The sequence below is a fragment of the Streptomyces sp. NPDC050548 genome (assembly GCF_044457385.1).
Classification (GTDB): Bacteria; Actinomycetota; Actinomycetes; order Streptomycetales; family Streptomycetaceae; genus Streptomyces.
On the sequence record NZ_JBITGV010000015.1, the window covers coordinates 96628 to 120552 of the forward strand.

The window sequence follows — 23925 nt, forward strand, 5'->3', positions numbered from 1 at the left end:
GGGTGGGGGGAGTTCAGGCGGCTTCGGCGGCGGTGTCGACGCCGAGGCGTTCCAGGAGTCCGGCGCGGAGTTCGGCGAACCGGGGGTCGGTGATGTCGCGCGGCCGGTCGAGGCCGATGTGCTGCTCGTGCGCGATGACGCCGCCGTCCATCACCAGGACGCGGTCGGCGAGCAGGACGGCCTCCTCGACGTCATGGGTCACCAACAGCACGGCGCAGCCCCGCCGTTGCCACAACTCGCCCACCAACCGCTGGGCCTTGATGCGGGTGAGGGCGTCGAGCGCGCCGAACGGCTCGTCGAGCAGCAGCAGATCGGGCTCGCGCACCAGGGCACGGGCCAGCGAGGCACGCTGCGCCTCACCGCCGGACAGCGTCTTGGGCCAGGCGTCGGCGTGGTCCCCGAGCCCGACCTCCGCCAACGCCCGCTCCGCCACGGCCCGTTCGGGCTTGCCGGGCAGTCCGAGCAGGACGTTGCGCCATACCTTCTTCCACGGCATGAGCCGGGGTGCCTGGAACGCGACGGCCTTGCGGCGTGGCACGAGGACGGTGCCCTCGATGTCCCGGTCGAGCCCGGCGAGGATGCGCAGCAACGTGGACTTGCCGCAGCCGCTGCGGCCCAGTAGCGCCACGAACTCGCCCTGCCGTACGTCGAGTTGAAGCCTGTCGATGACGGGCCGGCCGTCGAAGGAGCGGGTCAGCCCCTCGACGCGCACCGCCTGCGAGGTGACCGGCTGTGCGGTCACCGGCCCGTGAACGTCGGTCGCCATTGCAGCAGCAGCCTTTCGAGGGTTCGGACGACGAAGTCGGCCAGCAGGCCGAGGAAGGCGTAGACGATCAGGCAGACCACGATCACGTCGGTCTGCAGGAAGTCCCGCGCCTGCACCATGAGGAAGCCGATCCCGGCGTCCGCGTTGATCTGCTCGGCGAAGACGAGCGCAAGCCAGGCGATACCGAGGGAGTAGCGCAGCCCGGTCATCGCGTTGGGCAGCGCGCCCGGCAGCACCACATGCCGTACCAGCCCCCAGCGGGACAGCCCCAGCGACTCCCCGGCCTCGATCAACTGGCTGTCCACGCCCCGGATTCCGGCGTAGACGTTGAGATAGAGCGGGAAGGTCACACCGAGCGTGATGATGGCGACCTTGGGCGCCTCGCCGATACCGAACCAGATGATGAACAGCGGGATCAGCCCCACGAAGGGCACGGTCCGCAGCATCTGCACGGGCGCGTCGACCAGGTCCTCGCCGATCCTGAACAGGCCGGAGACCAGGGCGAGTCCGGTGCCGATGACGGTGCCGAGGAGCAGCCCGATCGCGACCCGCTGGAGCGAGGTGGCCATGGCCGAGGTCAGCGAACCGCTGTCGATCAGATCCCGGCCGACGTGCGCGATCCGCCCGGGCGAGGCGAGCATGTCGGAGGCCAACACGCCGGTGCTGCTGAGGAGTTGCCACAGCGCGAGCAGCACGAGCGGGCCGGTGGTGCGGCGCAGCCAGCGGGGGACGCGGGTGCGGCGGGAGGAGGTGGGGACGAGGGGGACGAGTTCGAGGGGCGCAGGCTCGTCCGGGCCGGCCTTCGAGGTGGATATGCGGGAAATGTCGGGCCCGGAGGAGCCGGGTGGGGCATGGCTGATGCTCATGGGTGCTCCACGGAGTGGGGGAGAGCGTCCGGTGAGGAGAGGAAGGGGGTACGAAGGGGGGTGCGCCTCAACGCCGCCGCGTCACGACGGTGTGCGCGGGCGCGACGGAGTGCGGGAAAAGAGGGGGGAGGCGGAAGAAGGCGTCAGCAGCCGCGACAACACGCGGCGGAGGCCACCCGCAGCAGGTCGATGTGACCGCGCGTGGTGAGCAGAACTGAACGCAACATGCGGCCGAAAATAGGTCAGATGGCGTGCCACGGTCAACGGTGTCTCGCGGGCTGAACCCCTCGTATCACGGGCCGGTCGCCCGAGCGGGTGGGTGACCCGACGCATGGGCCAGGATGGGAACATGTCAGCTGCCTTCACCACCCGAGTTCTGCACGTCGCCACCGGCTCCCGGGAGCGGGTCATGGACCTGACCCGCGACTGCGAGGCCTTCCTGCGGGAGGTGGCGGCCGGCCGCGACGGCCTCCTCAACGTCTTCGTCCCGCACGCCACCGCGGGCGTCGCGATCCTCGAAACCGGCGCCGGCAGCGACGACGACCTCCTCGCCGCCCTGCACACCCTCCTCCCCGCCGACGACCGCTGGCAGCACCGCCACGGCAGCCCCGGCCACGGCCGCGACCACGTCCTCCCGGCCTTCGTACCGCCGCACGCGACGCTGCCGGTGCTGGGTGGGCGGCTGGAGTTGGGGACGTGGCAGTCGGTGTGTCTGGTCGACACGAACCGGGACAACCCTGAGAGGACCGTTCGGCTGTCCTTCCTCGGGTGAGGGCTCGGGCGTGGCGTACCTGCGGAAAGCCGGTGGAGGCCTTGTGGCCTGCTCTGTTACGGTCCTGGGGCCGGCCGCGGGACTCCGGCGCGACTTCCGGAACCTGCCTATGAAGCAATGATTCGCAGCTCGTGCCCCCATTCCCCGGCCGGCGTCCACACCTACGGGGCCGACGGGGGAAGAGTCGGATGGATTCGTACGGGGACCTCATCGCGGCCGACGACGTCCTGCTCTTCGTCAACGCGGCGATCACCTCCACCGGCCAGCGCGAGTTCCACAGCGACGCGGGCGAGCAGCGGCTGTCCCTGGACTTCCTCCACGCGTACATGCTGGGCAACTACCGCGACCTGTACGCCGGGGTTCTCGCACTCGACATCAACGACCACAACGCGGTCCTCGTCATCCGGCACCTGCTGAAGACGAGCGGTGAGGCCACTCCTGAACAGCGGTGCAGCGAGGGCCGGTTGATCGCGGGCCGGCTGGCGACCCTGCCGCCGCAGCGCGTGTACGGGCTGTTCGACGCCCTGCGCCGGGCCCGGGTGAACAACCGTCGCACCCGCGCGATCATGCGCGACTGGCTGGCCGCCCGACCGGACGCGGTGTTCGACGCCGTGAAGTACCGCGGCGGCCTCAAGCGAGCCCTCCGCCACGCCCATCTCGCGCCCGCCACCGAGGAGTTGGGGGCGTTCGTCTTCGCGCCGCACACCCGCAAGCACTACGAGGCACCTCTCCTGGAGACCTGGCGCCGCGCCCACTACGAGCAGGGCGCGCTGTACGACCTGCCTTACACCGCGGCCGAGGGCTTCGCCGCCAAGCACGGCATCCCCCGGAAGGTGTTCCTGGAGCGCATAGCCCCGCGGATGACCCGCCTGGAGACCCTGCGGCTGCGGGAGTCCGCGCAGCGGATCGGCGTCACCGGGACACCGGCGGACCTCGCCAGGATGCCGCTGACCCGGTTGGCGACCTATGCGCTCTCACTGCCGGTCGAGGAACGCCTGCGCCGGCGCGCCGAGTTGACCCACGCCCTGGAATCGGCCGCCGGGCGGGTCGCCGGACCGCACCGGGGGAGCTGGGGCAAGGTCACCGCCGTACTCGACGACAGCTTCTCCACCTTCGGCTCGGTCCACAAGCGACGCCGCCCACTGGCCGTCGCCCTGGCCTGCCACCATCTCCTCGCGGCCCTCGCCGACGACTACACCGCACTCTGGACGTCCGGGCGGACCGACGCGCTGCTCGCCCGTCCCTACGGCCCGACGCCCTTGGGCCGCCGGATCCTGGACGCGCTGGACACCGCCCCTACCCGGCTGGTGATCGTCTCCGACGGCTGGGACAACGCGCCCCCCGGCCTGGCCGGCGAGGTGCTGCGCGTCTTCAGGACCCGGCTCGATCCCGAGCGCCGCACCAGCATCGTGCACCTCAACCCGGTCTACGACGCGGCCGACTTCGACGTACGCCGACTGTCGCCGACCGTGCCCACCGCCGGTGTCCGCGACGCCGAGGACCTTCCCGCACTGGTGGAACTCGCCCAGTTCGCGGAAGGCCGCACCGGGCTGGCCGAACTCATCGCCTACCTGGACACCAGGGCGGCCCGTATGCAGGAGCAGGCGCGATGACCACCCTGGACCTGACCGGCCTGACCACCCGCCCCTCCCAGATCTGGGGCGGCGTCCGCCTCGTGCCGCTCGTACGCGACGAGCCCGTCGTCGACCTCCGCCTGAACGCACGGCTCTACGACGACACGATCGGCCTCGTCGAGGTCGGCCCGCGGCAGGCCTACATCTCCTACGTCCCGCACGGCTTCGTCGCCACCTGGACCGGAGACGGCACACCGGCGGCCGCCTACGGCACCCAACTCTCCGCCGACACCGACTCCGTGCCCGCCGCCACCATGGGCCTGCGCATCCACCGCAGAATGGCCCGCCGTGAGGCCAAGGGCCGGCTGCGTTTCCTGCCCATGCACCTCGCCCTGGAGGGCTACCTGGCGCTGCACTTCGGCGGCCCCTCGATCGTCTGGGAGGAATGGGCCCAGCGCGCGATCCGCCAAGGACTCTCCCCGCGCGTCGAGGAGGCCTACGCGGGCGCCGAAGTACGCGGCCTCGCCGACGCGTTGCGCGTCTTCGAGATCCACCCCGGGCAGTGCGGCGTGATGGTCTACGTCTCCGACGCACTGGCGGCCGCGTTCGTGGTCCCGCATCCCGACGACTACCGGGCGCTGCACGCCTCGCTCCTCCAGGACCTGTACGGCGAACTGATCCACCACTACGCCCTGTTGATGCCGCCGGTCCAGGACTTCCGAGCCCGCGTCCTCGACACGGAGATCCGCTCCCTGGCCCAGCTGCGCACGGCGGTCGCCGAACAGGAGGACTCCTGGGCGCAGTTCCACGACACCACCATGGCGACCGAACTGCTGGAGCAGGAGCACACCTGGCAGTCGGTGTACCGCATGGGGCGTTTCACCCTCTCCCGCTTCCTGCCGCAGTTCCGCCCCAAGCAGGGCAACCACATCGGCGAGGCCATCACCGACGACCGGGGCCGGATCACCTACCTCAAGACCTTTCGTCTGTCGGAGAGCCAGGTCCGCCGCGGACACCTCCTCAGCAGACTCGCCGCCCACGACTGGCACCTGGCGGACACCGCGGCCGAACTCGGCCTCAGCGACGACCAGTTGGGGCTACGACTGGACTCCGCCGGTTTCGGGTTCCTGCTCCGCCAGGACGTCCTGGACGGATACCGCAAGCGGCGGCGAACCTGACCATGCCTACCGGTGCGCCGTATAGACGGTCGCGGTCATCGGCGCGGTGACACGGCCCGTGCCGAGCCGGTCCGTCATCTTCTGCGTGACGGCGGCCCGGAGTGCCTGGGCGTCCTCGCGGGCCTCCACGGCTGCGCTCACCGGTGTGCCCGTGAGGAACCCGGTGGCGACGGAGGCCGCGGACTCCGCGACGCCTTCCAGCGTGACCTCCTCGGCGGCGGCCAGGGGCAGTCCGGCGGCCGTGAGATCCGCGGTGACCACGGCCGGGTCGGCGTAGCCGTGGGGCACGTCCTTCAGGAACGGGGGCGCCCCGTCGGGCATGGACCGTTCCAGGGCGGTCTGGAAGGCGGCCCCGAATCCGTGCGAGGCCAGCGGACCCCAGCTGTTGAACAGGAACCGCCCCTGCGGGGCCAGGACCCGGCGCACCTCGGTGTAGGCGGCGGGCCTGTCGGGGAAGAACATCACCCCGAACTGGCACACGACGAGGTCGAAGCTTCCGTCCTCGAAGGGCAGCTCCTGGGCGTCCGCCTGCCGCCAGTCCGCGTGCGGTTCCCGGGCCGAGCCCGCGGTGACCATCGCTTCGTTGAGGTCGGTCGCCACCACCGAGGCCGTGGGCACCGCGGTGAGCAGGGCCGAGGTCAACGCCCCTGTTCCGGCGGCGAGTTCCAGGACCGTGCGGGGCCGCAGCGCCACCGCCCTGGCCGCCAGGTCGAGGGCGAAGGGCCGGAAGAAGACCGGCACCAGGTGACGTTCGTAGGCCTCGGGCATGGACCGTGTCCACCGCCGGTTCGCATCGTCCGTGCTCACCCGACAGACACTAGCCCCGTGCGGACTCCGACGGCGGACGGCCGTGGCCACGGCGGCTTCGTGTCATGTTGGTCGACCGTCCAAGACGCTGCGATAGCATGAAGGGCACACGCATTCCGTTCCGGACGCAGAAAGCGGGCCAGATGTCTCGTATGGCAGCGAAGGACCGACGCGAAGAGCTGATCGCGGCGGCGCTTCGGGTGATGATCCGCGAGGGGGTCGCGAAGGCGACGACGCGCGCGATCGTCAACGAGGCGAAAATGCCGCTGGGCGTCTTCCACTACTGCTTCACCTCGCGTGAGGAACTGCTGCAGGAAGTCCTCACCCGCTTCACCGACAGCACGGTGGCCGCCGCGCGCAGGACGTTCGAGGGGGAGGGCGACCTCGGATCACGGATCACCAGGAGCCTGAGTGCCTTCTGGGGCACGGTCGAGCTCAACCCGGGGGAGCACCAGGTCAGTTATGAGCTGACGCACTACGCCCTGCGCCAGGCCGGGTTCGAGGACCTGGCCCGACGCCAGTACCAGCACTACCGCGAGGTCCACGAGGAACTCCTGGCGGAGGCCGCCGAGGCCGCGGCCATCGAATGGGCCGTGCCCGTTCCGGTGCTGGCCCGCTACCTCAACTCGGTGCTCGACGGCATCACCCTGAGCTGGCTGGTCGACCGCGACAGCGAGCAGAGTCGCGAGGTCCTGCGGCTGACCGGCGAGCACCTTCTCTCGCTGGCCCGCGAGCGGACCCCGTCGGCAGCCGGGCCGAGCCCGGTGGCGGAGCCGAGCCCGGCGTCGTAGTCGCGTGCCGTGGGGGGCCTACTCGAACAGATCGGGCTCTTCCGCCGTGACCTGGTCCCACAGCGGACGGAACTGGAACCAGCCCGGCAACGGACCGGAGATCTGGTCACGGACCGCCAACGCCGTCCCGGAGTCGATGAGTTGAGGCTCTCCGGCGGCCATGGCCAGCAGCTGGGCCTGGCAGGACCGCTCCATGGTGATGAAGTACCAGGCGGCCTCCGCGACGGAGGCCCCGACCGTGAGCAGTCCGTGGTTCTTGAGGACGACCGCCTTGCCGTCGCCCAGGGCCGCGCCGATCCGCCGGCCCTCCTCGGTGTCGTTCACGACGCCTCGGTAGTCCGCGTAGACGCCGTGGTCGTCGTAGAAGGCGCAGGCGTCCTGGGTGATCGGCAGCAGGGGTACGCCGAGGCTGGAGAAGGCCTTGCCGTGCACGGAGTGGGTGTGTGCCGCCGCGACCACGTCCGGCCTGGCCCGGTGCACCTCGGAGTGGATGCAGAACGCGGCGTTGTTGACCGGGCGCCCGCCCTCCAGGAGCCTGCCGTCGTGATCGACGAGGATCAGGTCGGACACGCGGATCCGGCTGAACGACATGCCGAACGGGTTGACCCAGAAGGCCGACGGGTTCTCGGGGTCGCGGGCCGTGATGTGTCCGGCCACGCCCTCGGAGAAGCCGAAGCGGGCGAACAGCCGGAAGGCGGCGGCGAGTTCCCGCTTGCGCACCTCGCGCTCCTGCTCGAAGGTCAGGTTCTGCTGGGGCAGCGGCAGGAAGACGCCCTCGGGCAGGGCGGCGACGGAGGCGTGCGTGGGCGTCTCGGGTGTCGTGGTCATGGGCCGGCCTTTCGTGATCCGAACAGCGGGGTGGGTACTGCTACTTGGCACGGCCGCGGAGGCCGGCTCCGTACATGACGTCCACCAGGCGGAGGACGAACCGGTAGGCCGAGGGCTCGTACGGGATCATGTGCATGTCGCGGCGCATCGGGAACCGGTTCGTGCTGATGGCCTGGAGCCGCGTGTACTTGTGGAAGCCCTCGGCCCCGTGCCGGACGCCGAGGCCCGATTCCTTCCAGCCGCCCATGGGCAGGCCGAGGGCCATGTAGTTGGTCTGGGCGTCGTTGATGGTGACGCAGCCGGCCTCGAACCGTTCGGCGAGGCGGCGGGCGCGCCTCATGTCCGAGCCGATGATCGAGGCCTGGAGTCCGTACGTGCTGTCGTTGACGAGCCGGAGGGCCTCCTCGGCGTCGGCGACCTTCATCACGGGCAGCGTGGGGCCGAAGGTCTCCTCGCGCATGCACTTCATGCCGTGGTCGACGTCGACCAGCAAGGTCGGTTCGAAGAACCGGCCGGGTCCTTCGGGAGCGTGCCCGCCGACGAGAACCCGGGCGCCCTTGCGCACGGCGTCGTCGACATGGTCCTGGACGACCGCCAGTTGGGGCGGGAAGGTGACGGCTCCCACGTCGACGCTGCCGAGCCCGGCCGGCCTGCCCGAGGTGACCTGCTGGAACCGCTCGCGCAGCAGGGCGAGGTAGGCGTCGTAGACCGGCTCCTCGACGTAGACCCGCTCCACCGAGGTGCACATCTGGCCGCCGTTGGACAGGGCACCCTGGATCGTGACACTGACGGCCCGCTCCAGGTTCGCGTCGGCGAGGACGACCAGGGCGTCCTTGCCGCCGAGCTCCAGTGAGCAGGGGACGAGCCGCTCGCCCGCGCGGGCCGCGACCAGGCGGCCGGTCCTGGTCGAGCCGGTGAACATCACGAAGTCCACGGTGTCCACGACCGCGCCGCCGGTGGCACCCGCGCCGGTGACGACCTGGAAGACGTTCTCGGGCCAGCCGCACTCGCGGGCCATGCGCTCCATCAACAGCGCGGTCAGCGGGGTCTGTTCGGACGGCTTCAGGACGACCGCGTTGCCCGCGGCGAGGGCCGGGATCGCGTCGCCGAAGGAGTTGAGCAGCGGGTTGTTCCACGGGCCGATGACCCCGACGACACCGCGCGGCACCCGGCGCGTGTACATGGAGCGGCCAAGGACGAACGGCGAGAGGGAGCGGATTCTCGTCGTCGCGAGCAGACCGCGGGCCCGCTTCGCCCAGTGGGCGAAGGCACTCGCGCAGTAGACGATCTCGACGACCGCGTCCTCCCGCGCCTTGCCGTTCTCCTCGACGATGAGGTCGGCGATCTCCTCCCGGTGGGCCAGCAGCCAGCGGCGGCCTCGCGCGAAGAACGCGGCGCGGGCCCGTGTGTCCAGCTCGGCCCAGCCCCGCTGCGCCCGCCGGGCGCGCTCCACCGCCTGCGCCACCTCTGCCGCGGACGTGTCGCGCACTTCGCCCACGACCGCTCCGGTGGCGGGGTTGTCCACCGCGATTCCCGTGCCCGCCGGGGGGCCGTCCGCCATCAGGGCTTGATTCTGCGTCACCGAAAACTCCCCACCGGAACGTTGACTTCTCTGAACTCAGAATGAGACGGTCGCTCGTACAAGTCAAGCGTCTTGTACAAGCGTCCAAGTGTGGACGTGGAGGAGCGGTTGGATGAAGAGAACGACATCGATCGCACTGAGCGGCCTGGGAGTTCCCGAGTCCCTGCGCTGGCACCGGGGAGCCCTGTGGTTCTCGGATCTCGCGCACGGCACGGTGCACCGATGGGACGGCGCCGGGGAGCCGGAGACGGTGATCGAGGTCCCCGGCCGGGCCGGCGGGCTCGGCTGGCTTCCCGACGGCCGGCTGCTCGTCGTGTCCATGGACGGGGGCCGCGTCCACCGCCTGGAGGCCGACGGCCAACTGGTCGTACACGCCGATCTGCGGCACATCGTCGGCGGTCCGGTCAACGACATGCTCGTCGACCCCGAAGGGCGCGCCTACGTCGGCAACTTCGGCTTCGACTACCACGCCCACTCCCGCGAGCACCCGAACTCCATGCTCTACGCGCCGCCCGGCCCGCCGGGTGCCCCGCTGGCCTGCCTGGCGCCGGACGGCAGTCTGCTCGGACTGACGGAGCCCCTGCTCTTTCCCAACGGGACCCTGCTCACCCCGGACGGCGGGAGCCTGATCGTGGCCGAGACCCTGGCCATGCGGCTCACCGCCTTCTCCAGGAACCCCGACGGCACCCTGTCCCGTCCGGCACCGTGGGCACCCCTGATCGCGCCGCTCCTGTGGCGCCTGGTGAACCACCCGGGCGCGGCCGGCCGGATCACCCGCAGGATCTCGGCGCTCCTCGACCGTCCGGCGATCGCGAAACGCTCCTCGTCCCCGATCGCGCCGGACGGCATCGCGTGGGACGCCGACGGCGAGTCCGTCTGGGTCGCGAACGCCCTGCGCGGCGAGTGCGTGCGGATCGCGCGCGGCGGCCGGGTCCTCGACCGGGTGGTCACCAGCCGGCACACCCTGAGCTGCCTGATGGCCGGGCCGGACGGGCGCACCCTCTTCGCCGCCACCGTCCCGACCGACGATCCCGTCCGCGCCGCCGAACTCAACGGCGGGCGCATCGAGTGGGTGCGGCTGTGATTCCGGCCGCGCGTCCCCCGGTAACAATCCGGCAGAATTCGATCTGAACAATTGACTTGGACGATTGACCAGGAGAATCTGTGGCCATGCCAAAACCACCCGAGAAAGGCCAGATCGTCCTCGTGACCGGCGCGGCCGGCGGCATCGGAGCGGCCATCGCGGAACTGGCGATCGCGCGCGGCCATCGCGTCCTGCTGACCGACGTCGACGAGGAAGCCGTCCTGGCCCGGGCCCACGCCCTGGGCGAGCGGGCCGCCGCACACGCCCTGGACATCCGCCGCCCCGCGGACTGGAACACGGCGTTCGACGCGGCCCTGGCACGCTTCGGCGCCGTCGACGTACTGGTCAACAACGCCGGCATCACCCACACCGGAACCGCCCGCGAACTCCGCCCCCAGCAGCACCGCGACATCGTCGAGATCAACCTGCTCGGCACCATCACCGGGGTCTGCGCGGCGATCGAGCGCATGACCGCGCAGGGCCACGGACACGTCATCGACGTCTGCAGCATGACGTCGTTCCTGCCACTGCCCGGATACGCCACCTATGGCGCCACGAAGCACGCGCTCCGGGCCTTCCACCACAGCGTCGCGATCGAGGAACGCGACGGACCGCTGGACTTCACGATCGTCCATCCGCCGTCCACCCGGACCGGCATGCTCGACCAGGAGATGGCCGATCCCTCCTCCGCCATCGCCTTCGCGGAGAAGTCCTACGCCCCCGAGCGCATCGCCGAGGCCGTTGTCGACGCCATGACCGCCAAGCCGGTCGAAGTGGTGTTCCCGCCGTTCGCCGGCCGTTTCCAGCGGGCCGTCGGAGTCTTCCCCCGGCTGATGCGCCGCGTGATCCCCCTCGTCGAGGCCAAAGGCCTCAGAGAGCGGGAGAGGCTGCGCGCCGCCCAGGGGATCCCGGCAGCCGGGAACCCGCGAACCTCCCAGAAAGGACGCTGAGTTGAGTACGCACATGACGTCCCGGCCGGACACGAAGAGGCCGGTCATGAGAAGGGCCGCATCCGCCGTCACCGGGCCGGACGAGGGCCGGATGGTTCAACTCAGCGGGGCGACCGAGCACTTGGACCCGCCCTTCGCCGTGGTGGACCTGGACGCCTTCGACGCCAACGCCACGGAGCTGGCACACCGGGCCGCGGGCCTGGCGACCGTCCGCCTGGCCAGCAAGTCGGTCCGCAGCCGTGAACTGATCGGGCGTGCCGCCCGCCACGAGGGATACCGGGGCATCCTCGCCTTCACCCTGCCCGAGGCCCTGTGGCTGGCCGAGGACCACGAGGACGTGGTGATCGGCTACCCGACGACGGACCGCACCGCGCTGAAACGCCTCGCCTCGGACGAGCGGGCCGCCGCACGCGTCACCCTCATGATCGACTCGATCGGCCAACTGGACTTCGTCGACGAGGTGGTGGGCGTCCCCCGCCCCGACCTCCGCGTCTGCATCGATCTGGACGCCTCGCTCGAACTGGCGGGTGGCCGCGTCCACTTGGGCCCCTACCGCTCGCCCGTGCACTCACCCCGGCAGGCCGCCGCACTCGCCCGCGTCATCCGGGAACGGCCGGGATTCCGGCTCGTCGGGCTCATGTCCTACGAGGGCCAGATCGCCGGTCTCGGCGACAACCAGCCCGGGTCGCTGCTCAGGCGGGCGGCGATCCGCGCCATGCAGCGCGTGTCCGCCGGTGAACTGGCCGACCGGCGGGCAGCGGTCGTCGCCGCCGTCGAGGCCGTGGCGCCACTGGAGTTCGTCAACGGCGGCGGCACGGGCTCCGTCGAGCAGACCGCCGCCGAAGACGTCATCACGGAGATCGGTGCCGGATCGGGGCTCTACGGGCCCGGACTCTTCGACTTCTACCGGCGCTTCCGCCCGCGGCCCGCCGCCTACTTCGTGATGTCCGTCGTACGCCGCCCGAGTCCCAGGATCGCCACCGTGCTGGGCGGCGGCTGGATCGCCTCCGGTCCGCCCGGCCTCGACCGCCAGCCGACGCTCACCTGGCCGCACGGCCTGCGCACCAACCCCAGGGAAGGGACCGGCGAGGTCCAGACACCGGTCCTGGGCGCCGCCGCGCACGGGCTGCGGCTCGGCGACCACGTGTGGTTCCGGCACGCCAAGGCCGGCGAACTGTGCGAACGCGTCAACACGCTCCACCTGGTGTCCGGCGCGGAGATCGTCGACGAGGTCGCGACCTACCGGGGCGAGGGACACGCCTTCCTGTGATCCGCACCTGAACAGGCCCGTTTCCGTTCCCCGGAGGTCGTATGCCCACCGAGTTCCACCCTCCGGCCCCGGTGTCGGCAGCCGCCGTCGCGACGGACGCCGGACATGCGCCGGACGAGCCCGTCTCCCGTGGCTGGATCACCCTGTTCGGCCTGGTCTGGTTCGGGTACTGGATGGCGAGTCTCGTGCCCCTCCAACTGCTGCTGCCCCAGCAACTGGAGATCATCGACCCCGCCTCCAAGGTCCACAGCTTCGCCGTCGTCAACGCCCTCGCCGGAGTGGTCTCGCTGCTCGCCCTCCCGGTGTGCGGTGCGCTGTGCGACCGTTCCCGGAGCCGCTTCGGACGCAGAAGACTCTGGCTCGCGGGCGGCGCCCTGTTCTTCGCGGCCGGGCTGACGGTCACCGGCGAGCAGACGACGGTGGTGGGCGTGACCCTCGCCTGGTCGGCGAGCATGCTCGGCCTCAGCGCCGCCACCGCGGGCCTCACCGCGATGATCGCCGACCGCGTCCCCGTCGACCAGCGCGGTGTGGTGTCCAGCGCGATCTACGGCCCCCAGGCCCTCGGCGTGGTGGTCGGCATCGCCCTCGTCTCCGCGTTCGCGCTGTCCCCGGCCAGCGGCTACCTGGTGGTCGCGGCCCTGCTGGTCGTCTGTACCGTGCCGTTCCTCGCGCGCTTCCGTGACACCTCGTACGACTCCGAGCCCGCGCTGCGGCTGCGCACCCTGCTCGCCTCCATGGGCCGCTCGCTGAGGAACCGCGACTTCGCGTGGGCGTTCGGCGGACGGCTCCTGGTCAACCTGGCCAACTCCCTGGGCGTCTGTTACACCCTCTACTTCCTGACCGACGACCTGAAGGTCTCCGATCCGGCCGGCAGCCTGCTCGCCTGCACGGCCCTCTACCTCGTGGCCGGCGTCCTGGCCGGCTCCGTCGCCGGAGTGCTGTCCGACCGCCTCGGCCGACGGCGGATCTTCGTCGCCCTGGCGGCGCTGCTCCAGGCGGCGGCCGGGTTCCTGCTGGCGAGCTTTCCCGACCTCGGCGTCACGCTGGTGGCGTCGGCCGTCATGGGCGCCGGGTTCGGTGCGTACATGGCCGTCGACCAGGCGCTGATCACCCAGGTTCTGCCCGATGCCGAGAGCCGGGCCCAGGACCTCGGGATCATGAACATCGGGACGGTCGTCCCGCCCGCGCTGGCCCCACTGATCGCCACCTTCCTCATCACCTCCGACCGCGGCTATCCGCTGCTGTTCTCCTGCGTCGGCGTCGCCGCGACCGTGGGGGTCGTGCTCGTGTACCGCGTTCGGTCCGTCAGGTAGCTCCCGCGCCCTGAACAGAACCCCGCGAAGAACCCCGCGAAGAACCCCGCGAAGAACCCCGCGAAGAAAGGAAAGCCGTGGACACGCTCCCCTCCAACGCGCCCCGGCACAGAGCCAATCCGAGCCCGAAGCCGGACAGCTGGCGGAACTGGGCCGGGAACGTCACCGCACGCCCGGCCCGGGTCGTCACCCCCGCCTCGGTGGAGGAACTGCGAGCAGTCGTCCGCCGGGCGGCCGAGGACGGCCTGCCCGTGAAGGCGGTGGGCAGCGGCCACTCCTTCTCCGCCGCCGCCGCGACCGACGGCGTACTGATCCGCCCCGACCGGCTCAGTGGCATCCGTGCGATCGACCCCGAGGCCGGCACCGTCACCGTCGAGGCGGGTACGCGGCTGAGGACGATGAACATGGCCCTGGCCCAACACGGCCTGTCGCTCCGGAACATGGGCGACATCATGGAGCAGACCGTGGCCGGCGCCACCAGCACCGGTACCCATGGCACAGGGCGCGAGTCGGGCGCGATCGCGGCGCAGCTGCGTGGCCTGGAGCTGGTGACGGCGGACGGATCGCTGCTGACGTGCTCCGCGATCCGGAACCCGGAGGTGTTCGCCGCCGCACGTGTCGGGCTCGGCGCCCTGGGCGTCGTCAGCGCACTCACCTTCGCCGTCGAGCCGCTCTTCCTGCTCGCCGCGCACGAGGAACCGATGACGTTCGACGCGGTCACCGCGCGCTTCGACGAACTCCACGCGCACAACGACCACTTCGAGTTCTACTGGTTCCCGCACACGGACAACTGCACCACCCTGCGCAACAACCGGACCGTCGGCCCGCACGCCCCGCTGGGCCGGCTCAGAGCCTGGTTCGAGGACGAGTTCCTCGCCAACAACGTCTTCCAGGCGCTCAATTCGGTGGGCCGGACCATCCCCTCCGCCGTCCCCACGATCGCGCGGATCGCCAGTCGGGGTCTCTCGGCCAGGACTTACACGGACATCCCGTACAAGGTCTTCACCAGCCCGCGTCGGGTCCGGATGATCGAGATGGAGTACGCCGTTCCGCGCGCGGCCGTCCTCGACGCCCTCCACGAACTGAAGGCCATGATCGAGCGTTCCGAGCTGCGCATCAGCTTCCCGGTGGAGGTCCGCACCACGCCCGGCGACGACATCGCCCTCTCCACGGCGTCCGGACGTGACAGCGCCTATGTCGCCGTCCACGTCTACCGGGGGATGCCCCATCAGCGGTACTTCGCGGAGGCGGAGCGCATCTTCGTCGCCCACGAGGGGCGCCCGCACTGGGGCAAGCTCCACACCCGGGACGCCAGCCACCTCGCGGACGCCTACCCCCGCTTCGAGGAGTTCACGGCACTGCGCGACCGGCTCGACCCTGACCGGCGCTTCACCAACGCCTATCTGCGCAGGGTGCTGGGCGACTGATCTAAAGTCCATACCAGAGGCGTCAAGTCATGGAGGAACAAGGTGAGTTGACGTGAGTCATGCCTTCAGTTGTTGACGCTGCCCAGTAGCGCGACTACAACCCGGGGAGAGCGCTCCCAACCTTGAGGAGACCCCCCATGCAGACCACCGCCGGCACATCCGGCAGACCTTCGCCCGCCGCCGTACGCTCCCGTACGGCCCTCGGTCTGGTCGTCGTCCTGATCGTCGCCTGCTTCGCCGCCCTGACCCCCTCGCCCGCCCGCGCCGCCGACCAACTGCTGTCCCAGGGGCGGCCCGCCATCGCGTCCTCGACCGAGAGCGCGTCCTTCCCCGCGAGCGCCGCCGTCGACGGCGACACCGGCACCCGCTGGTCCTCGGCCTTCGCCGATCCGCAGTGGATCCGGGTGGACCTCGGCTCCGTCGAGCAACTCACCCGCGTCTCACTGAACTGGGAGACCGCCTACGCCACCGGCTACCAGATCCAGACCTCGACCGACGCCACCACCTGGACCACCGTCTACTCCACCACCACCGCCACGGGCGGCACCCAGAACATCACCCTCACCGGCAGCGGACGCTACGTCCGCGTGTACGGCACCGCCCGCGCCACCCAATGGGGCTACTCCCTCTGGGAGTTCCAGGTCTACGGCCCCGGAAGCACCACCCCGCCCGACGACTTCTGGGGCAGCACCAGCGACATCCCCGCGGCCAACAACGCCGTGGAGGTGAAGATCCTCAACCGCACCAACGGCAAGTACCCCGACAGCCAGGTGTATTGGAGCTTCAACGGGCAGACGCACTCCATCGCCGAGCAGCCCTACCTCGACATGCCGGCCAACTCCGCGGGCCGCATGTACTTCTATCTCGGCTCGCCCACCAGCTCGTACTACGACTTCATCGAGTTCACGGTCGGCAACAACGTCTTCAACGGCAACACCACGCGCGTCGACGCCTTCGGCCTCAAACTCGCCATGCGTCTGCACAGCAAGGACGGTTACGACACCGAGGTCGGCGAGAACCGGGCGACCTTCGCCGAGGACCGCGCGACCACCTTCCAGCGCTTCACCGACGCGGTGCCGTCCCAGTTCAAGGTGCTGGCCCAGACGCAGGCGCCGTACCGGATCATCGCGCCCGGCAGCGACCCCAGCTTCCGCGCGGGCGGCGCCAACGCCAACTACTTCACGTCCTATGCCCAGTCGGTGGGCGTGAACGCGGCGACCTCCGACATCTTCGGCTGCGCGGCCTCACTGGCGGCCGACCCGAACATGTGCGCCGCCCTCAACCGCCATGTGGCGACCCTGCCGGCGTCGCAGCAGTCCGACCCGGCGCAGTTCTACAAGGCGGCTCCGGCGAACTACTACGCCAAGTTCTGGCACGACAACGCCATCAACCAGCTTGCCTACGGCTTCCCTTACGACGATGTCGCGGGCCAGTCCTCCTTCATCTCGCACGCGAGTCCGCAGTGGCTCCTGGTCGCCGTCGGCTGGTAGGGACGTCAACAGCGTGAAACGGGGCCGCCCTTGTCAGGAAGGGCGGCCCCGCGTCATGGGGTGGTGGTCTGAGCTACTGGACGTTGATGGTGAAGGTGGACGTGGTGTTGCGGATGTCCTGGGCGTTGCCGCTCATCCGCAGGTTGACGAAGGTGGCGGAACCGACGGCCGGTCCCTGACCGGGTTCGGGCAGTTCGTTGGCCCAGATGCCCCACCCGGACTTGGCGTCGAACGCGTCTCCGCTCTTCTTGGAGTTGGTGATGGAGATGTCGGTGAAGATGGTGTCCTTCACCGGGAACTGCGGTTGTCCGCCTACGTAGTTGGTCTGGAACATCACTCCTCCGTAGGTGGAGTTGTCGATGTCGACGTCGTTGACCCGGATGCCCTGGAAGACCTTCGAGGCCGAGAACGCCCAGATGGCGGGGAAGACCTGGGAGCCCCAGAAGTGGCCGCCCGTTCTGTCCAGGGAGACGTTCTCGATCGTCGTCGGATCGGTCCCGAAGCCGTTCATCGGGTAGCCGAAGTCCAGCGAGGAGATCGTGATGCCGGAGTAGACCAGGGTGTCGGCGACCCTGATGTTGCGGAAGGTGTTGTTGTAGCCGCCGTAGACGGCGATACCGGCCGCACGCCAGGTGAGGGTCGACGTCAGGTTCTCGTAGAGGTTGTTCTTCTCGTCGGCGCCGCCCGCGTCGATCGCCGAGAAGAGGGCGAAGCTGTCGTCACCCGTGGCGCGGGCGTCGTTGTTGACGACGTGGTTGTCCGTGGAGCCGTTCGTCATGTTGATGCCGTCGGCGAACGTGTCACGGATGCGGGAGTTCGAGATGGTCATGTTGTCGGTGTTGGCGCCCCAGTAGAGGCACACCATGTGCTCGGCCCAGATGTTGTCGATGGTGATGTTGGAGACGTTGGAGAAGTCGAAGACCTTGCCGGGGCCGTCGATTCGGGACGTGTAGTTGCCGAAGTAGGCGAAGCCGGAGAACGTCGAGCCGTTGGCCGTGGCCTCGGCGCGGAAGCCGATGTCGGTGTTCTCCTGCGAGGAGGGGGCGCGGAAGCGGGTGAACCACGGTCCCGCTCCGACGACCTTGACCGCCTTGCCGTAGACCTGGAGCTTGCTGGAGGTCTCGTAGTCGCCGGCCGGCAGATAGACGCCGACGAGCTTGCCCGTGGTGTCCATGCGGACCTTGTCGAGCGCGTTCTGCACGTCCTGCTGGGAGAAGCCGGCCGGGACCGTGTAGGCGGCCGGGTCGGGGTTCGGGATCGCCGTCGCCTGTTCGAGGTTGATGAAGTCGATGGCGTAGGTGGAGGTGTTGGCCGCGTCCTTCTGGAGACGGATCTTGGAGCCTGCCGGCACGGTCCTGCCGAGGAGCAGGTTCGCCTCGTCGTAGATGTGGCGTTGGGTTCCGGCGCTGGGCGAGTTGCCGGGCGCGGTCTCGTTGCCGTACAGCCAGGCGTACTTGGAGGTGAGGTCGATCGCCTTGAGGAACTGGCCGTCCACATAGACGTCGAGCGTCGTGTCGGTGCCGTCCGGGATCGAGAAGCGGGTGACCAGGGTGTTGGTCGCCGCGCGCGTGGTCCACTCGACGTACTGGCCGGTCGAGTTGAGGGTCACCGCCTTGCGGCCGCTCGCCTCGCCCGCGATGTCGCCGATGGTCCGGTTCGGGCCGACGACCGTGGCGCCACCGCCGACCGTGCCGTCCTCGGCCTCGTACATGTCGTACGGCATGTCGGCGCCGCGGCCGACGAACAGGGGTTGTGTGGTGGTGTTGTTGGTGCGCTTGACCGGCAACTCGTTGGCGTCGTCGGCGATGACCGTCTTGACGGTGTACTTGCCGTTGGCGGCCGTCCACGAGCCGAGGCTGATCGGTGCGGTCGTCTGGCCGGAGGCGATGGTGCCGTTGTAGGAGCCGGTGAGTGTCTTGACGGTGGCGCCGTTCGCGTCCTGGACCGTCAGCGTGACGCCGTGCGTGCCGGAGGCCGAGTCCGTCGTGCCCTGGTTCTTGATCGCCACGCTGAACGCGACGTTGTCGCCCGCGGAAGGGCTGGACGGGGTCCAGGCCACCGGTGCGGCGATCAGGTCGGAGCTGGAGACCGGCTTGACGACGAGGGCGTCGGAGCGGGTGAAGGTGTTGTTGCCCTCGTTCTGCTCGATGACCTTGTTCGACGGGTCCACCTCGGCGCCGAGCGGGTAACTGCCCGCGTCCTGGGCGCCGATGCTCGCGGTGACCGTCGTCGATGCGCCGGCCGCGAGGACCGGGACGTCGGCCGTGGCGACCTTCGTGCCGCCGAGCGTGAAGTTGAGGTCGGTGGCCTTCGACGCCTTGCTGCCGCTGTTGGTGACGGTCGCGGAGAGAGTGATCGCGTCCGACTCGACAGGTGCGGCAGGCGAGTTGGTGATGCCGGTGACCTTCAGGTCCGGGTTCGCGGCCGGGGTGCCGATCACCTGGAACTCGGCGACCTGCCCGCCGGGGGCGCCCGTGTTGGAGGCGAACTTGAGCTGGATGTCGGCCGCCGCGCCGGAGACCGGGATGGTCACCGTGTTGCCGGTGGCCGGGTTGAACGTGTAGTCCTTCGCCGCGACGAGACTCGTGAACGCGGTCGCGTCCTGGTCGCGGCCGAGCACCTGGATGTTCTGGGTGCGCGTGGACCACGCGGGGTCGGGGTTGAGCTTGACGACGACCTGGCTGAGGTCGGCGTTGGCACCCAGCTTGGTGGTGAGGGTGGCCGGGTAGGCGCCGCCCCCGCTCTCCCAATAGGTCGCTATCTGGCCGTCGTTGGCGTTCGCGGCCACGTAGGTGAAGACGTACGAGGAGGCCTCGATGGGCTTGCCCTGCGCGAGGTCGGAGCCGGCGCCGTTGCCCGCACGGGTGACGCTGTTGCTCGCCACCGACACGTTCCCTGCGGCGTCCTTGGCCTTCACGTAGTAGGTGACCGTGGCCGTCGCCGACGGGGTGTCGGTGTACGACGTCACGTCACCGGCAAGGGACTTGATCACCTGGTCGTTGGCGTACACGTCGTAGCCGGTCACCTGGACGTTGTCGCTCGACGCCTGCCAGGTGAGCTTCACGTCGCTGCCCGACTGCGTGTACGCGAGGTTGCCCGGCGCGGTCGGGGCCTGGGTGTCGCCGCCCGTCCCCTTGCGGGTCACGCTGTTGCTGTTCGCGGAGACGTTGCCCGCCGCGTCCTTGGCCCGCACGAAGTACGTGACGTCGGTGGCGGCGGACTGCGTGTCGGTGTAGGTCAGCACGTTCCCGGCGACGCTCGCCCTCAACTGCCCGTTGGCGTAGACGTCGTAGCCCGTGACGGCGGTGTCGTCGGTGGCGGCGCTCCAGGTCAACTTGATCTGCCCGGTGGCGGGTTCGGTGTAGGCCAGGTTCGTCGGGGCGGTGGGCGCCTGGGTGTCGCCGGTGACCGGCCCGTAGACCTCCAGCTCGGACGCCTGCCCGGCGGGCCAGCCCGTGTTGGCGGTGAACAGCGCACGCACGTACCGAGTGGTGGTCGCGTCGAAACTGATCGTCGTCGACTGGTCGTTGGAACTGTCGAAGGTGTACGCCTTCGAGGCCGTCAGATCGGTGAAGTTCGCGTTGTCGGTCGAACCCTGGATCTTGAAGGTCTGGCTCCGGCTCGGCCAGCCGCTGGGCAGCCGCAGCGTCACCTGGTTGATCTTCACCGACGAGCCCAGGTCGACCTGGAGCCACTGCGGGAAGGCGTTGTTCGTGCTCTCCCAGTACGTGTCGCGGTTGCCGTCACCGGCGTTGGCCGCGCCGTAGACGTCCGCGTGCCCGCTCTCGCTGAAGGGCTTGCCCTGCGCCAGGTTGGGGGTCGAGGCGGCGGTCGTGAGGACCTGCATCTCGCCCAACTGGGCGGTGCCTGCGACCGAGTTGGCGCTGAAGTCGGCGCGCACGTAGCGGGCGAGGGTCGCGGGGATCGAGACCTTCACCGTGTTGTCGTCGGCGGGGCCGAAGATGTACTGCGCCGACGACTTGAGGGTGGCGAAGCTCTTGCCGTCGTCGCTGCCCTGGAGCGCGAACGTCTGCTTGCGGGACTGCCAGCCCTCGGGCAGCCGCAGCACGACCTGGCGGACGCGCTTGCTCTTCCCGAGGTCGGTCTGCACCCACTGGGCCGACTTCTTCCCGGCCTGCCAGTAGGTGTCGAGGTCGCCGTCGGTGATGTTCGCTGCGGTGTGCTTTCCACGAACGCTGCCCGCCGAAGTCCTGGCATCGGCCGCGGCGTTGGGGCCACCGGCCGCGTGTGCGCCGACCGCGGGCAGGCCGAGCACCATCACGGCGGCGGCGAGTGCGGCGGTCGCTGTGCGCCGCCTTGGGGATCTCTGCTTGTGTCTGGTCATGCGGGGGTCGCTTCCTGCGGAGGTTCGCGCGCCGGTGGGGGCGGCGAGGGCGGCTCGTTCCTGGCGGAGTGGTGCAGAAAGGTGCGGGACGAACGGGAGGTGCGGAGTGCCATGTCCTCTTGTTTTTGCGCTGTTTCATCGAAATATTGCAGAGTGACATGGACAGGTCTACAGCCGGAGCAGCACAATTTTCACCAGAAGCGCCCATGGCTTGGGAGTGGCGACGGCGCGTGCGTCACTGTCGCGTCGGACAGGCGGTCAGTCCACGACTCGATGCCGGTTGTGGCCTTGCGCTGCGAGAGTGCAAGTGGGCGCAAGAAGCGCAATTTCTTGCGCGAACAGCGAATGGCCTCCGCACGGCCGTTCTTGAGGATCCGCGGAGTCGGTCGTCGAAGTCGGCCGCATCGAAGACCGGCCCTCCAACTACGCTCCACCAGGCAGCACTTCGACACGTACAAAGGAAAATCCGTGCAGCGATCCTCGCGCCAAAGATCCCGTCGGACGTTACTGGCCGGGATCCTGTCCAGTGGCCTCGTGGCCGCGGGCTGTTTCGCCGTTCTGCCGACGACGGCACAGGCCACCCAGACCTCCACCGCCGACCGGCAGTCCGACTTCGCGGACGCGGCGAAGGAGTTCGGCGTACCGCTGCCGGTGCTCCTGGCCGTGTCGTACCAGGAGTCGCAGTGGGACGACCACGACGGGAAGTACAACACCTCGGGCGGATACGGTCCGATGAACCTGACGGACGTCACCGCGAAGATGGTGTCCGCGGGTGCGGCGGGCGCCGCGGGCCGTGGTGACCTCGCCGAGCTGACGTCCGACCCTGCCCTGCACACCCTCGACGCGGCGGCCGAACTGACCGGCGCCCCGGCGGCGAAGGTGCGCACCGACGACGGCGAGAACATCCGGGCCGGGGCCGCGCTGCTCGCCTCGTACCAGAAGGAGTTGACGGGGAAGAGATCCGCCGACCCGGCCGACTGGTACGGAGCGGTGGCCGAGTACAGCCAGTCGTCGGACCGGAAGGCCGCGCAGCTCTTCGCCGACCGCGTCTTCAAGACCGTGTCGTCGGGCGCCTCGCGCACCACCGTCGACGGACAGCACGTCCGACTCGCGGCGCAGCGCACGGTCCGGCCCGAGACGGCGCAGCTGTCCGAACTGAACCTGAAAGCCGCCACGACGGACACCGACACCGAGTGCCCGCCCACGGTGGACTGCACGTTTCTCGCCGCGGCCGCCTCCAACGGGCAGGTGGCGGGCCGACCCGGCGACGGCGTGCAGATCAAGTACATCGTCCTGCACGACACCGAGTCGTCCTACGACGCCGCGATCAAGACCTTCCAGACAGCCGGCAGCGGAGACTCGGCGCACTACGTCATGCGGTCCTCGGACGGGGCCGTGACGCAGATGACGCCCACCAAGAACATCGCGTTCCACGCCGGCAACTACTGGTTCAACATGCACTCGATCGGCATCGAGCACGAGGGCTACGCAGCCCACGGCGCCACCTGGTACACGCAGACGCAGTACCAGGCGACGGCAGATCTGGTGAAGTACCTCGCCGCGAGGTTCGACATCCCGCTCGACCGCGAGCACATCATCGGTCACGACAACGTGCCCGGCCCGCAGGACAGTTACATCCGGGGCATGCACTGGGACCCCGGCCCCTACTGGGACTGGACGGCCTTCATGAACATGGTCGCCCCGGCGAGGACGGCCCGCGCGCACAGCGCCGCCCGGCACGTCCCGACGGTCGGCTCGGCGGTCACCATCAGCCCGGAGTTCGCGACCAACGAACAGACCGTCCAGGTCTGCCCGGCCGACGATCCCACGGGCGCCACCACCGAGTGCACCGAGACGACGGCGCCCTCCGACTTCCTTCCCGTGCGCACCGCCGCCAGTGCGGACGCGCCCCTGTTCGCCGACCCGGCCATCCACCCCGGCGCCGCCGCGGGCACCGACTCGATCCACGACTGGGGCAGCACCGTAGCGGCGGGCCAGCAGTTCGTGGTCGCCGATGTCGACGGCGACTGGACCGCCATCTGGTTCAGCGGCGCGAAGGTGTGGTTCTACAACCCCGGCGGCGCCAACACCTGTGCCGCTCCGGACGCCACCGTCCTCCACTCCGGCGACCAGGCCGCCACCCTCTACGGCTCCGGCTACCCGCAGGCGTCGGAATACCCGTCCGGTCTGTCCCCGTCCACGCAGAAGCCGCTGACGCTCTACACCTTCCCGGCGGGCCAGGCCTACGTGGCCACCCAACCGCCGGTCAGCGCCGACGACTTCTTCGTCTCGGGCGACACCTACGTCACCGGCGCGGCCAAGTACTACACCATCCAGTACAACCACCGAGTGGTCCTGGTCGACGCCTCGCAGGTCTCCTGAACCGACCGGTGCGGACCCGGCCCGCTACCCGGTGACCCCGGCACGAGCCAGGCAGCGGGCCAGGTCCGAACGGGAACGAACGCCCAACTTGCGGTAGACACGGGTGAGATGGGCCTCAATCGTCTTCCGGGAGAGGAAGAGCGACGCGGCGGCCTCCACGTTGCTGAGGCCCTCACCGATGGCGCGCGCCACCTGGAGCAGGACAGCAGCGACGCGGTCAAGGACGCCCTGGAGGCGGGCGGCCTGTTCGACAGGACCCCGCTGTGGTTCTACATCCTGAAGGAGGCCGAGGTGAGGGAGCTGGGCCGACGCCTCGGCGAGGTCGGCAGCCGCATCGTCGCCGAGACCCTCATCGGCCGGCTCCGCAAGGACCCCGGTTCCTACGTCAACCGGACGAGCTGGAGCCCCGCCCAAGGCGTCCTGCTCCCGAACGGTCGGCCGGTACGCACGATCGCGGACTTCCTCCGGTTCGCCGGCGTCCTCTGACCCGACGCCACGCC

The 23925-nt window shown here is 69.9% G+C and carries 20 protein-coding genes; 12 read left to right on the forward strand and 8 right to left on the reverse strand.

The annotated features are described in order from the left end of the window. Positions 1-13: 13 nt before the first annotated feature. The 3 genes from ACIBJH_RS34340 to ACIBJH_RS34350 all read right to left on the reverse strand — a co-directional run bounded on the left by ACIBJH_RS34340 (position 14) and on the right by ACIBJH_RS34350 (position 1859). Positions 14-766: an ABC transporter ATP-binding protein gene (locus tag ACIBJH_RS34340; RefSeq protein WP_399120820.1), complete on the reverse strand. Its 753-nt coding sequence runs from the start codon at positions 764-766 to the stop codon at positions 14-16. Then, positions 739-1632 carry an ABC transporter permease gene (locus ACIBJH_RS34345; RefSeq protein WP_399120821.1) on the reverse strand — a complete coding sequence of 298 codons (894 nt, stop codon included), beginning with the start codon at positions 1630-1632 and terminating at the stop codon, positions 739-741. The genes ACIBJH_RS34340 and ACIBJH_RS34345 overlap by 28 nt, the downstream gene beginning before the upstream one ends. Before the next feature lie 143 nt (positions 1633-1775). Then, positions 1776-1859: a putative leader peptide gene (locus ACIBJH_RS34350; RefSeq protein ID WP_315986669.1), complete on the reverse strand. Its 84-nt coding sequence runs from the start codon at positions 1857-1859 to the stop codon at positions 1776-1778. 122 nt (positions 1860-1981) lie between these two features. Here ACIBJH_RS34350 and ACIBJH_RS34355 point away from each other — a divergent pair, with 122 nt between their 5' ends. From ACIBJH_RS34355 to ACIBJH_RS34365, 3 genes are all read left to right on the forward strand, one after another. Next, the gene (locus ACIBJH_RS34355; protein ID WP_399120822.1) at positions 1982-2404 is read left to right on the forward strand and encodes a YjbQ family protein; all 423 of its coding nucleotides are present in this window, start codon (positions 1982-1984) and stop codon (positions 2402-2404) included. A 188-nt stretch (positions 2405-2592) separates the two neighbouring features. After that, entirely contained in the window at positions 2593-4017 is a 1425-nt protein-coding gene (locus ACIBJH_RS34360) for a hypothetical protein (protein WP_399120823.1), read from the forward strand. Then, positions 4014-5156 carry an ARPP-2 domain-containing protein gene (locus tag ACIBJH_RS34365; RefSeq protein ID WP_399120824.1) on the forward strand — a complete coding sequence of 381 codons (1143 nt, stop codon included), beginning with the start codon at positions 4014-4016 and terminating at the stop codon, positions 5154-5156. Before ACIBJH_RS34360 ends, ACIBJH_RS34365 begins: the two co-directional genes overlap by 4 nt. A 6-nt stretch (positions 5157-5162) precedes the next feature. Here ACIBJH_RS34365 and ACIBJH_RS34370 read toward each other — a convergent pair whose 3' ends face one another. Then, a complete protein-coding gene (locus ACIBJH_RS34370) occupies positions 5163-5924 on the reverse strand; it encodes a class I SAM-dependent methyltransferase (RefSeq protein ID WP_399120993.1) in 762 nt (253 codons plus the stop codon). A gap of 191 nt (positions 5925-6115) precedes the next feature. On the opposite strand from ACIBJH_RS34370, the gene ACIBJH_RS34375 reads away from it, so the two are divergent. Continuing rightward, the gene (locus tag ACIBJH_RS34375; RefSeq protein WP_399120825.1) at positions 6116-6754 is read left to right on the forward strand and encodes a TetR/AcrR family transcriptional regulator; all 639 of its coding nucleotides are present in this window, start codon (positions 6116-6118) and stop codon (positions 6752-6754) included. Positions 6755-6772: 18 nt separating this feature from the next. Here the strand turns inward: ACIBJH_RS34375 and ACIBJH_RS34380 are convergent, their stop codons facing one another. Together ACIBJH_RS34380 and ACIBJH_RS34385 are read right to left on the reverse strand one after the other, a co-directional pair. Then, positions 6773-7582 (reverse strand): class II aldolase/adducin family protein, encoded by an 810-nt coding sequence (locus tag ACIBJH_RS34380; RefSeq protein WP_399120826.1) that lies wholly within the window; start codon positions 7580-7582, stop codon positions 6773-6775. Positions 7583-7622: 40 nt separating this feature from the next. Beyond that, on the reverse strand, positions 7623-9164 hold the full coding sequence (locus ACIBJH_RS34385; protein ID WP_399120827.1) for a succinic semialdehyde dehydrogenase: 1542 nt from the start codon (positions 9162-9164) through the stop codon (positions 7623-7625). Positions 9165-9276: 112 nt separating this feature from the next. Here ACIBJH_RS34385 and ACIBJH_RS34390 point away from each other — a divergent pair, with 112 nt between their 5' ends. From ACIBJH_RS34390 to ACIBJH_RS34415, 6 genes are all read left to right on the forward strand, one after another. Then, positions 9277-10248: an SMP-30/gluconolactonase/LRE family protein gene (locus tag ACIBJH_RS34390; protein WP_399120828.1), complete on the forward strand. Its 972-nt coding sequence runs from the start codon at positions 9277-9279 to the stop codon at positions 10246-10248. Between the two features lie 86 nt (positions 10249-10334). Continuing rightward, positions 10335-11198 (forward strand): SDR family NAD(P)-dependent oxidoreductase, encoded by an 864-nt coding sequence (locus ACIBJH_RS34395; RefSeq protein ID WP_399120829.1) that lies wholly within the window; start codon positions 10335-10337, stop codon positions 11196-11198. Positions 11199-11244: 46 nt separating this feature from the next. After that, a complete protein-coding gene (locus ACIBJH_RS34400; protein WP_399120830.1) occupies positions 11245-12468 on the forward strand; it encodes an amino acid deaminase/aldolase in 1224 nt (407 codons plus the stop codon). A 41-nt stretch (positions 12469-12509) separates the two neighbouring features. Then, positions 12510-13781, forward strand: a complete 1272-nt coding sequence (locus ACIBJH_RS34405) for an MFS transporter (protein ID WP_399120831.1) — start codon at positions 12510-12512, stop codon at positions 13779-13781. Positions 13782-13858: 77 nt separating this feature from the next. Further along, positions 13859-15208 (forward strand): D-arabinono-1,4-lactone oxidase, encoded by a 1350-nt coding sequence (locus ACIBJH_RS34410; RefSeq protein WP_399120832.1) that lies wholly within the window; start codon positions 13859-13861, stop codon positions 15206-15208. Positions 15209-15345: 137 nt separating this feature from the next. After that, entirely contained in the window at positions 15346-16698 is a 1353-nt protein-coding gene (locus ACIBJH_RS34415; RefSeq protein ID WP_399120833.1) for a beta-1,3-glucanase family protein, read from the forward strand. Between the two features lie 73 nt (positions 16699-16771). Here ACIBJH_RS34415 and ACIBJH_RS34420 read toward each other — a convergent pair whose 3' ends face one another. Then, positions 16772-21043: a discoidin domain-containing protein gene (locus ACIBJH_RS34420; protein WP_399120834.1), complete on the reverse strand. Its 4272-nt coding sequence runs from the start codon at positions 21041-21043 to the stop codon at positions 16772-16774. A 534-nt stretch (positions 21044-21577) separates the two neighbouring features. Here ACIBJH_RS34420 and ACIBJH_RS34425 point away from each other — a divergent pair. Then, positions 21578-23425, forward strand: coding sequence for an N-acetylmuramoyl-L-alanine amidase (locus ACIBJH_RS34425; protein WP_399120835.1), 1848 nt, complete (start codon positions 21578-21580; stop codon positions 23423-23425). 24 nt (positions 23426-23449) lie between these two features. Here the strand turns inward: ACIBJH_RS34425 and ACIBJH_RS34430 are convergent, their stop codons facing one another. Continuing rightward, on the reverse strand, positions 23450-23584 hold the full coding sequence (locus ACIBJH_RS34430; RefSeq protein WP_399120994.1) for a LuxR C-terminal-related transcriptional regulator: 135 nt from the start codon (positions 23582-23584) through the stop codon (positions 23450-23452). Here ACIBJH_RS34430 and ACIBJH_RS34435 point away from each other — a divergent pair. Beyond that, the gene (locus tag ACIBJH_RS34435) at positions 23534-23911 is read left to right on the forward strand and encodes a hypothetical protein (protein WP_399121000.1); all 378 of its coding nucleotides are present in this window, start codon (positions 23534-23536) and stop codon (positions 23909-23911) included. The two genes, ACIBJH_RS34430 and ACIBJH_RS34435, sit on opposite strands and share 51 nt — an antisense overlap. Positions 23912-23925: the final 14 nt, after the last annotated feature.

What these genes read in the sequence shown, in the direction of transcription:
- ACIBJH_RS34340 (WP_399120820.1), bottom strand. Translation starts at nt 766, where the DNA reads ATGGCGACCGACGTTCACGGGCCGGTGACCGCACAGCCGGTCACCTCG.
- ACIBJH_RS34345 (WP_399120821.1), bottom strand. Translation starts at nt 1,632, where the DNA reads ATGAGCATCAGCCATGCCCCACCCGGCTCCTCCGGGCCCGACATTTCC.
- ACIBJH_RS34350 (WP_315986669.1), bottom strand. Translation starts at nt 1,859, where the DNA reads ATGTTGCGTTCAGTTCTGCTCACCACGCGCGGTCACATCGACCTGCTG.
- ACIBJH_RS34355 (WP_399120822.1), top strand. Translation starts at nt 1,982, where the DNA reads ATGTCAGCTGCCTTCACCACCCGAGTTCTGCACGTCGCCACCGGCTCC.
- ACIBJH_RS34360 (WP_399120823.1), top strand. Translation starts at nt 2,593, where the DNA reads ATGGATTCGTACGGGGACCTCATCGCGGCCGACGACGTCCTGCTCTTC.
- ACIBJH_RS34365 (WP_399120824.1), top strand. Translation starts at nt 4,014, where the DNA reads ATGACCACCCTGGACCTGACCGGCCTGACCACCCGCCCCTCCCAGATC.
- ACIBJH_RS34370 (WP_399120993.1), bottom strand. Translation starts at nt 5,924, where the DNA reads ATGCCCGAGGCCTACGAACGTCACCTGGTGCCGGTCTTCTTCCGGCCC.
- ACIBJH_RS34375 (WP_399120825.1), top strand. Translation starts at nt 6,116, where the DNA reads ATGGCAGCGAAGGACCGACGCGAAGAGCTGATCGCGGCGGCGCTTCGG.
- ACIBJH_RS34380 (WP_399120826.1), bottom strand. Translation starts at nt 7,582, where the DNA reads ATGACCACGACACCCGAGACGCCCACGCACGCCTCCGTCGCCGCCCTG.
- ACIBJH_RS34390 (WP_399120828.1), top strand. Translation starts at nt 9,277, where the DNA reads ATGAAGAGAACGACATCGATCGCACTGAGCGGCCTGGGAGTTCCCGAG.
- ACIBJH_RS34395 (WP_399120829.1), top strand. Translation starts at nt 10,335, where the DNA reads ATGCCAAAACCACCCGAGAAAGGCCAGATCGTCCTCGTGACCGGCGCG.
- ACIBJH_RS34400 (WP_399120830.1), top strand. Translation starts at nt 11,245, where the DNA reads ATGAGAAGGGCCGCATCCGCCGTCACCGGGCCGGACGAGGGCCGGATG.
- ACIBJH_RS34405 (WP_399120831.1), top strand. Translation starts at nt 12,510, where the DNA reads ATGCCCACCGAGTTCCACCCTCCGGCCCCGGTGTCGGCAGCCGCCGTC.
- ACIBJH_RS34415 (WP_399120833.1), top strand. Translation starts at nt 15,346, where the DNA reads ATGCAGACCACCGCCGGCACATCCGGCAGACCTTCGCCCGCCGCCGTA.
- ACIBJH_RS34420 (WP_399120834.1), bottom strand. Translation starts at nt 21,043, where the DNA reads ATGACCAGACACAAGCAGAGATCCCCAAGGCGGCGCACAGCGACCGCC.
- ACIBJH_RS34435 (WP_399121000.1), top strand. Translation starts at nt 23,534, where the DNA reads ATGGGCCTCAATCGTCTTCCGGGAGAGGAAGAGCGACGCGGCGGCCTC.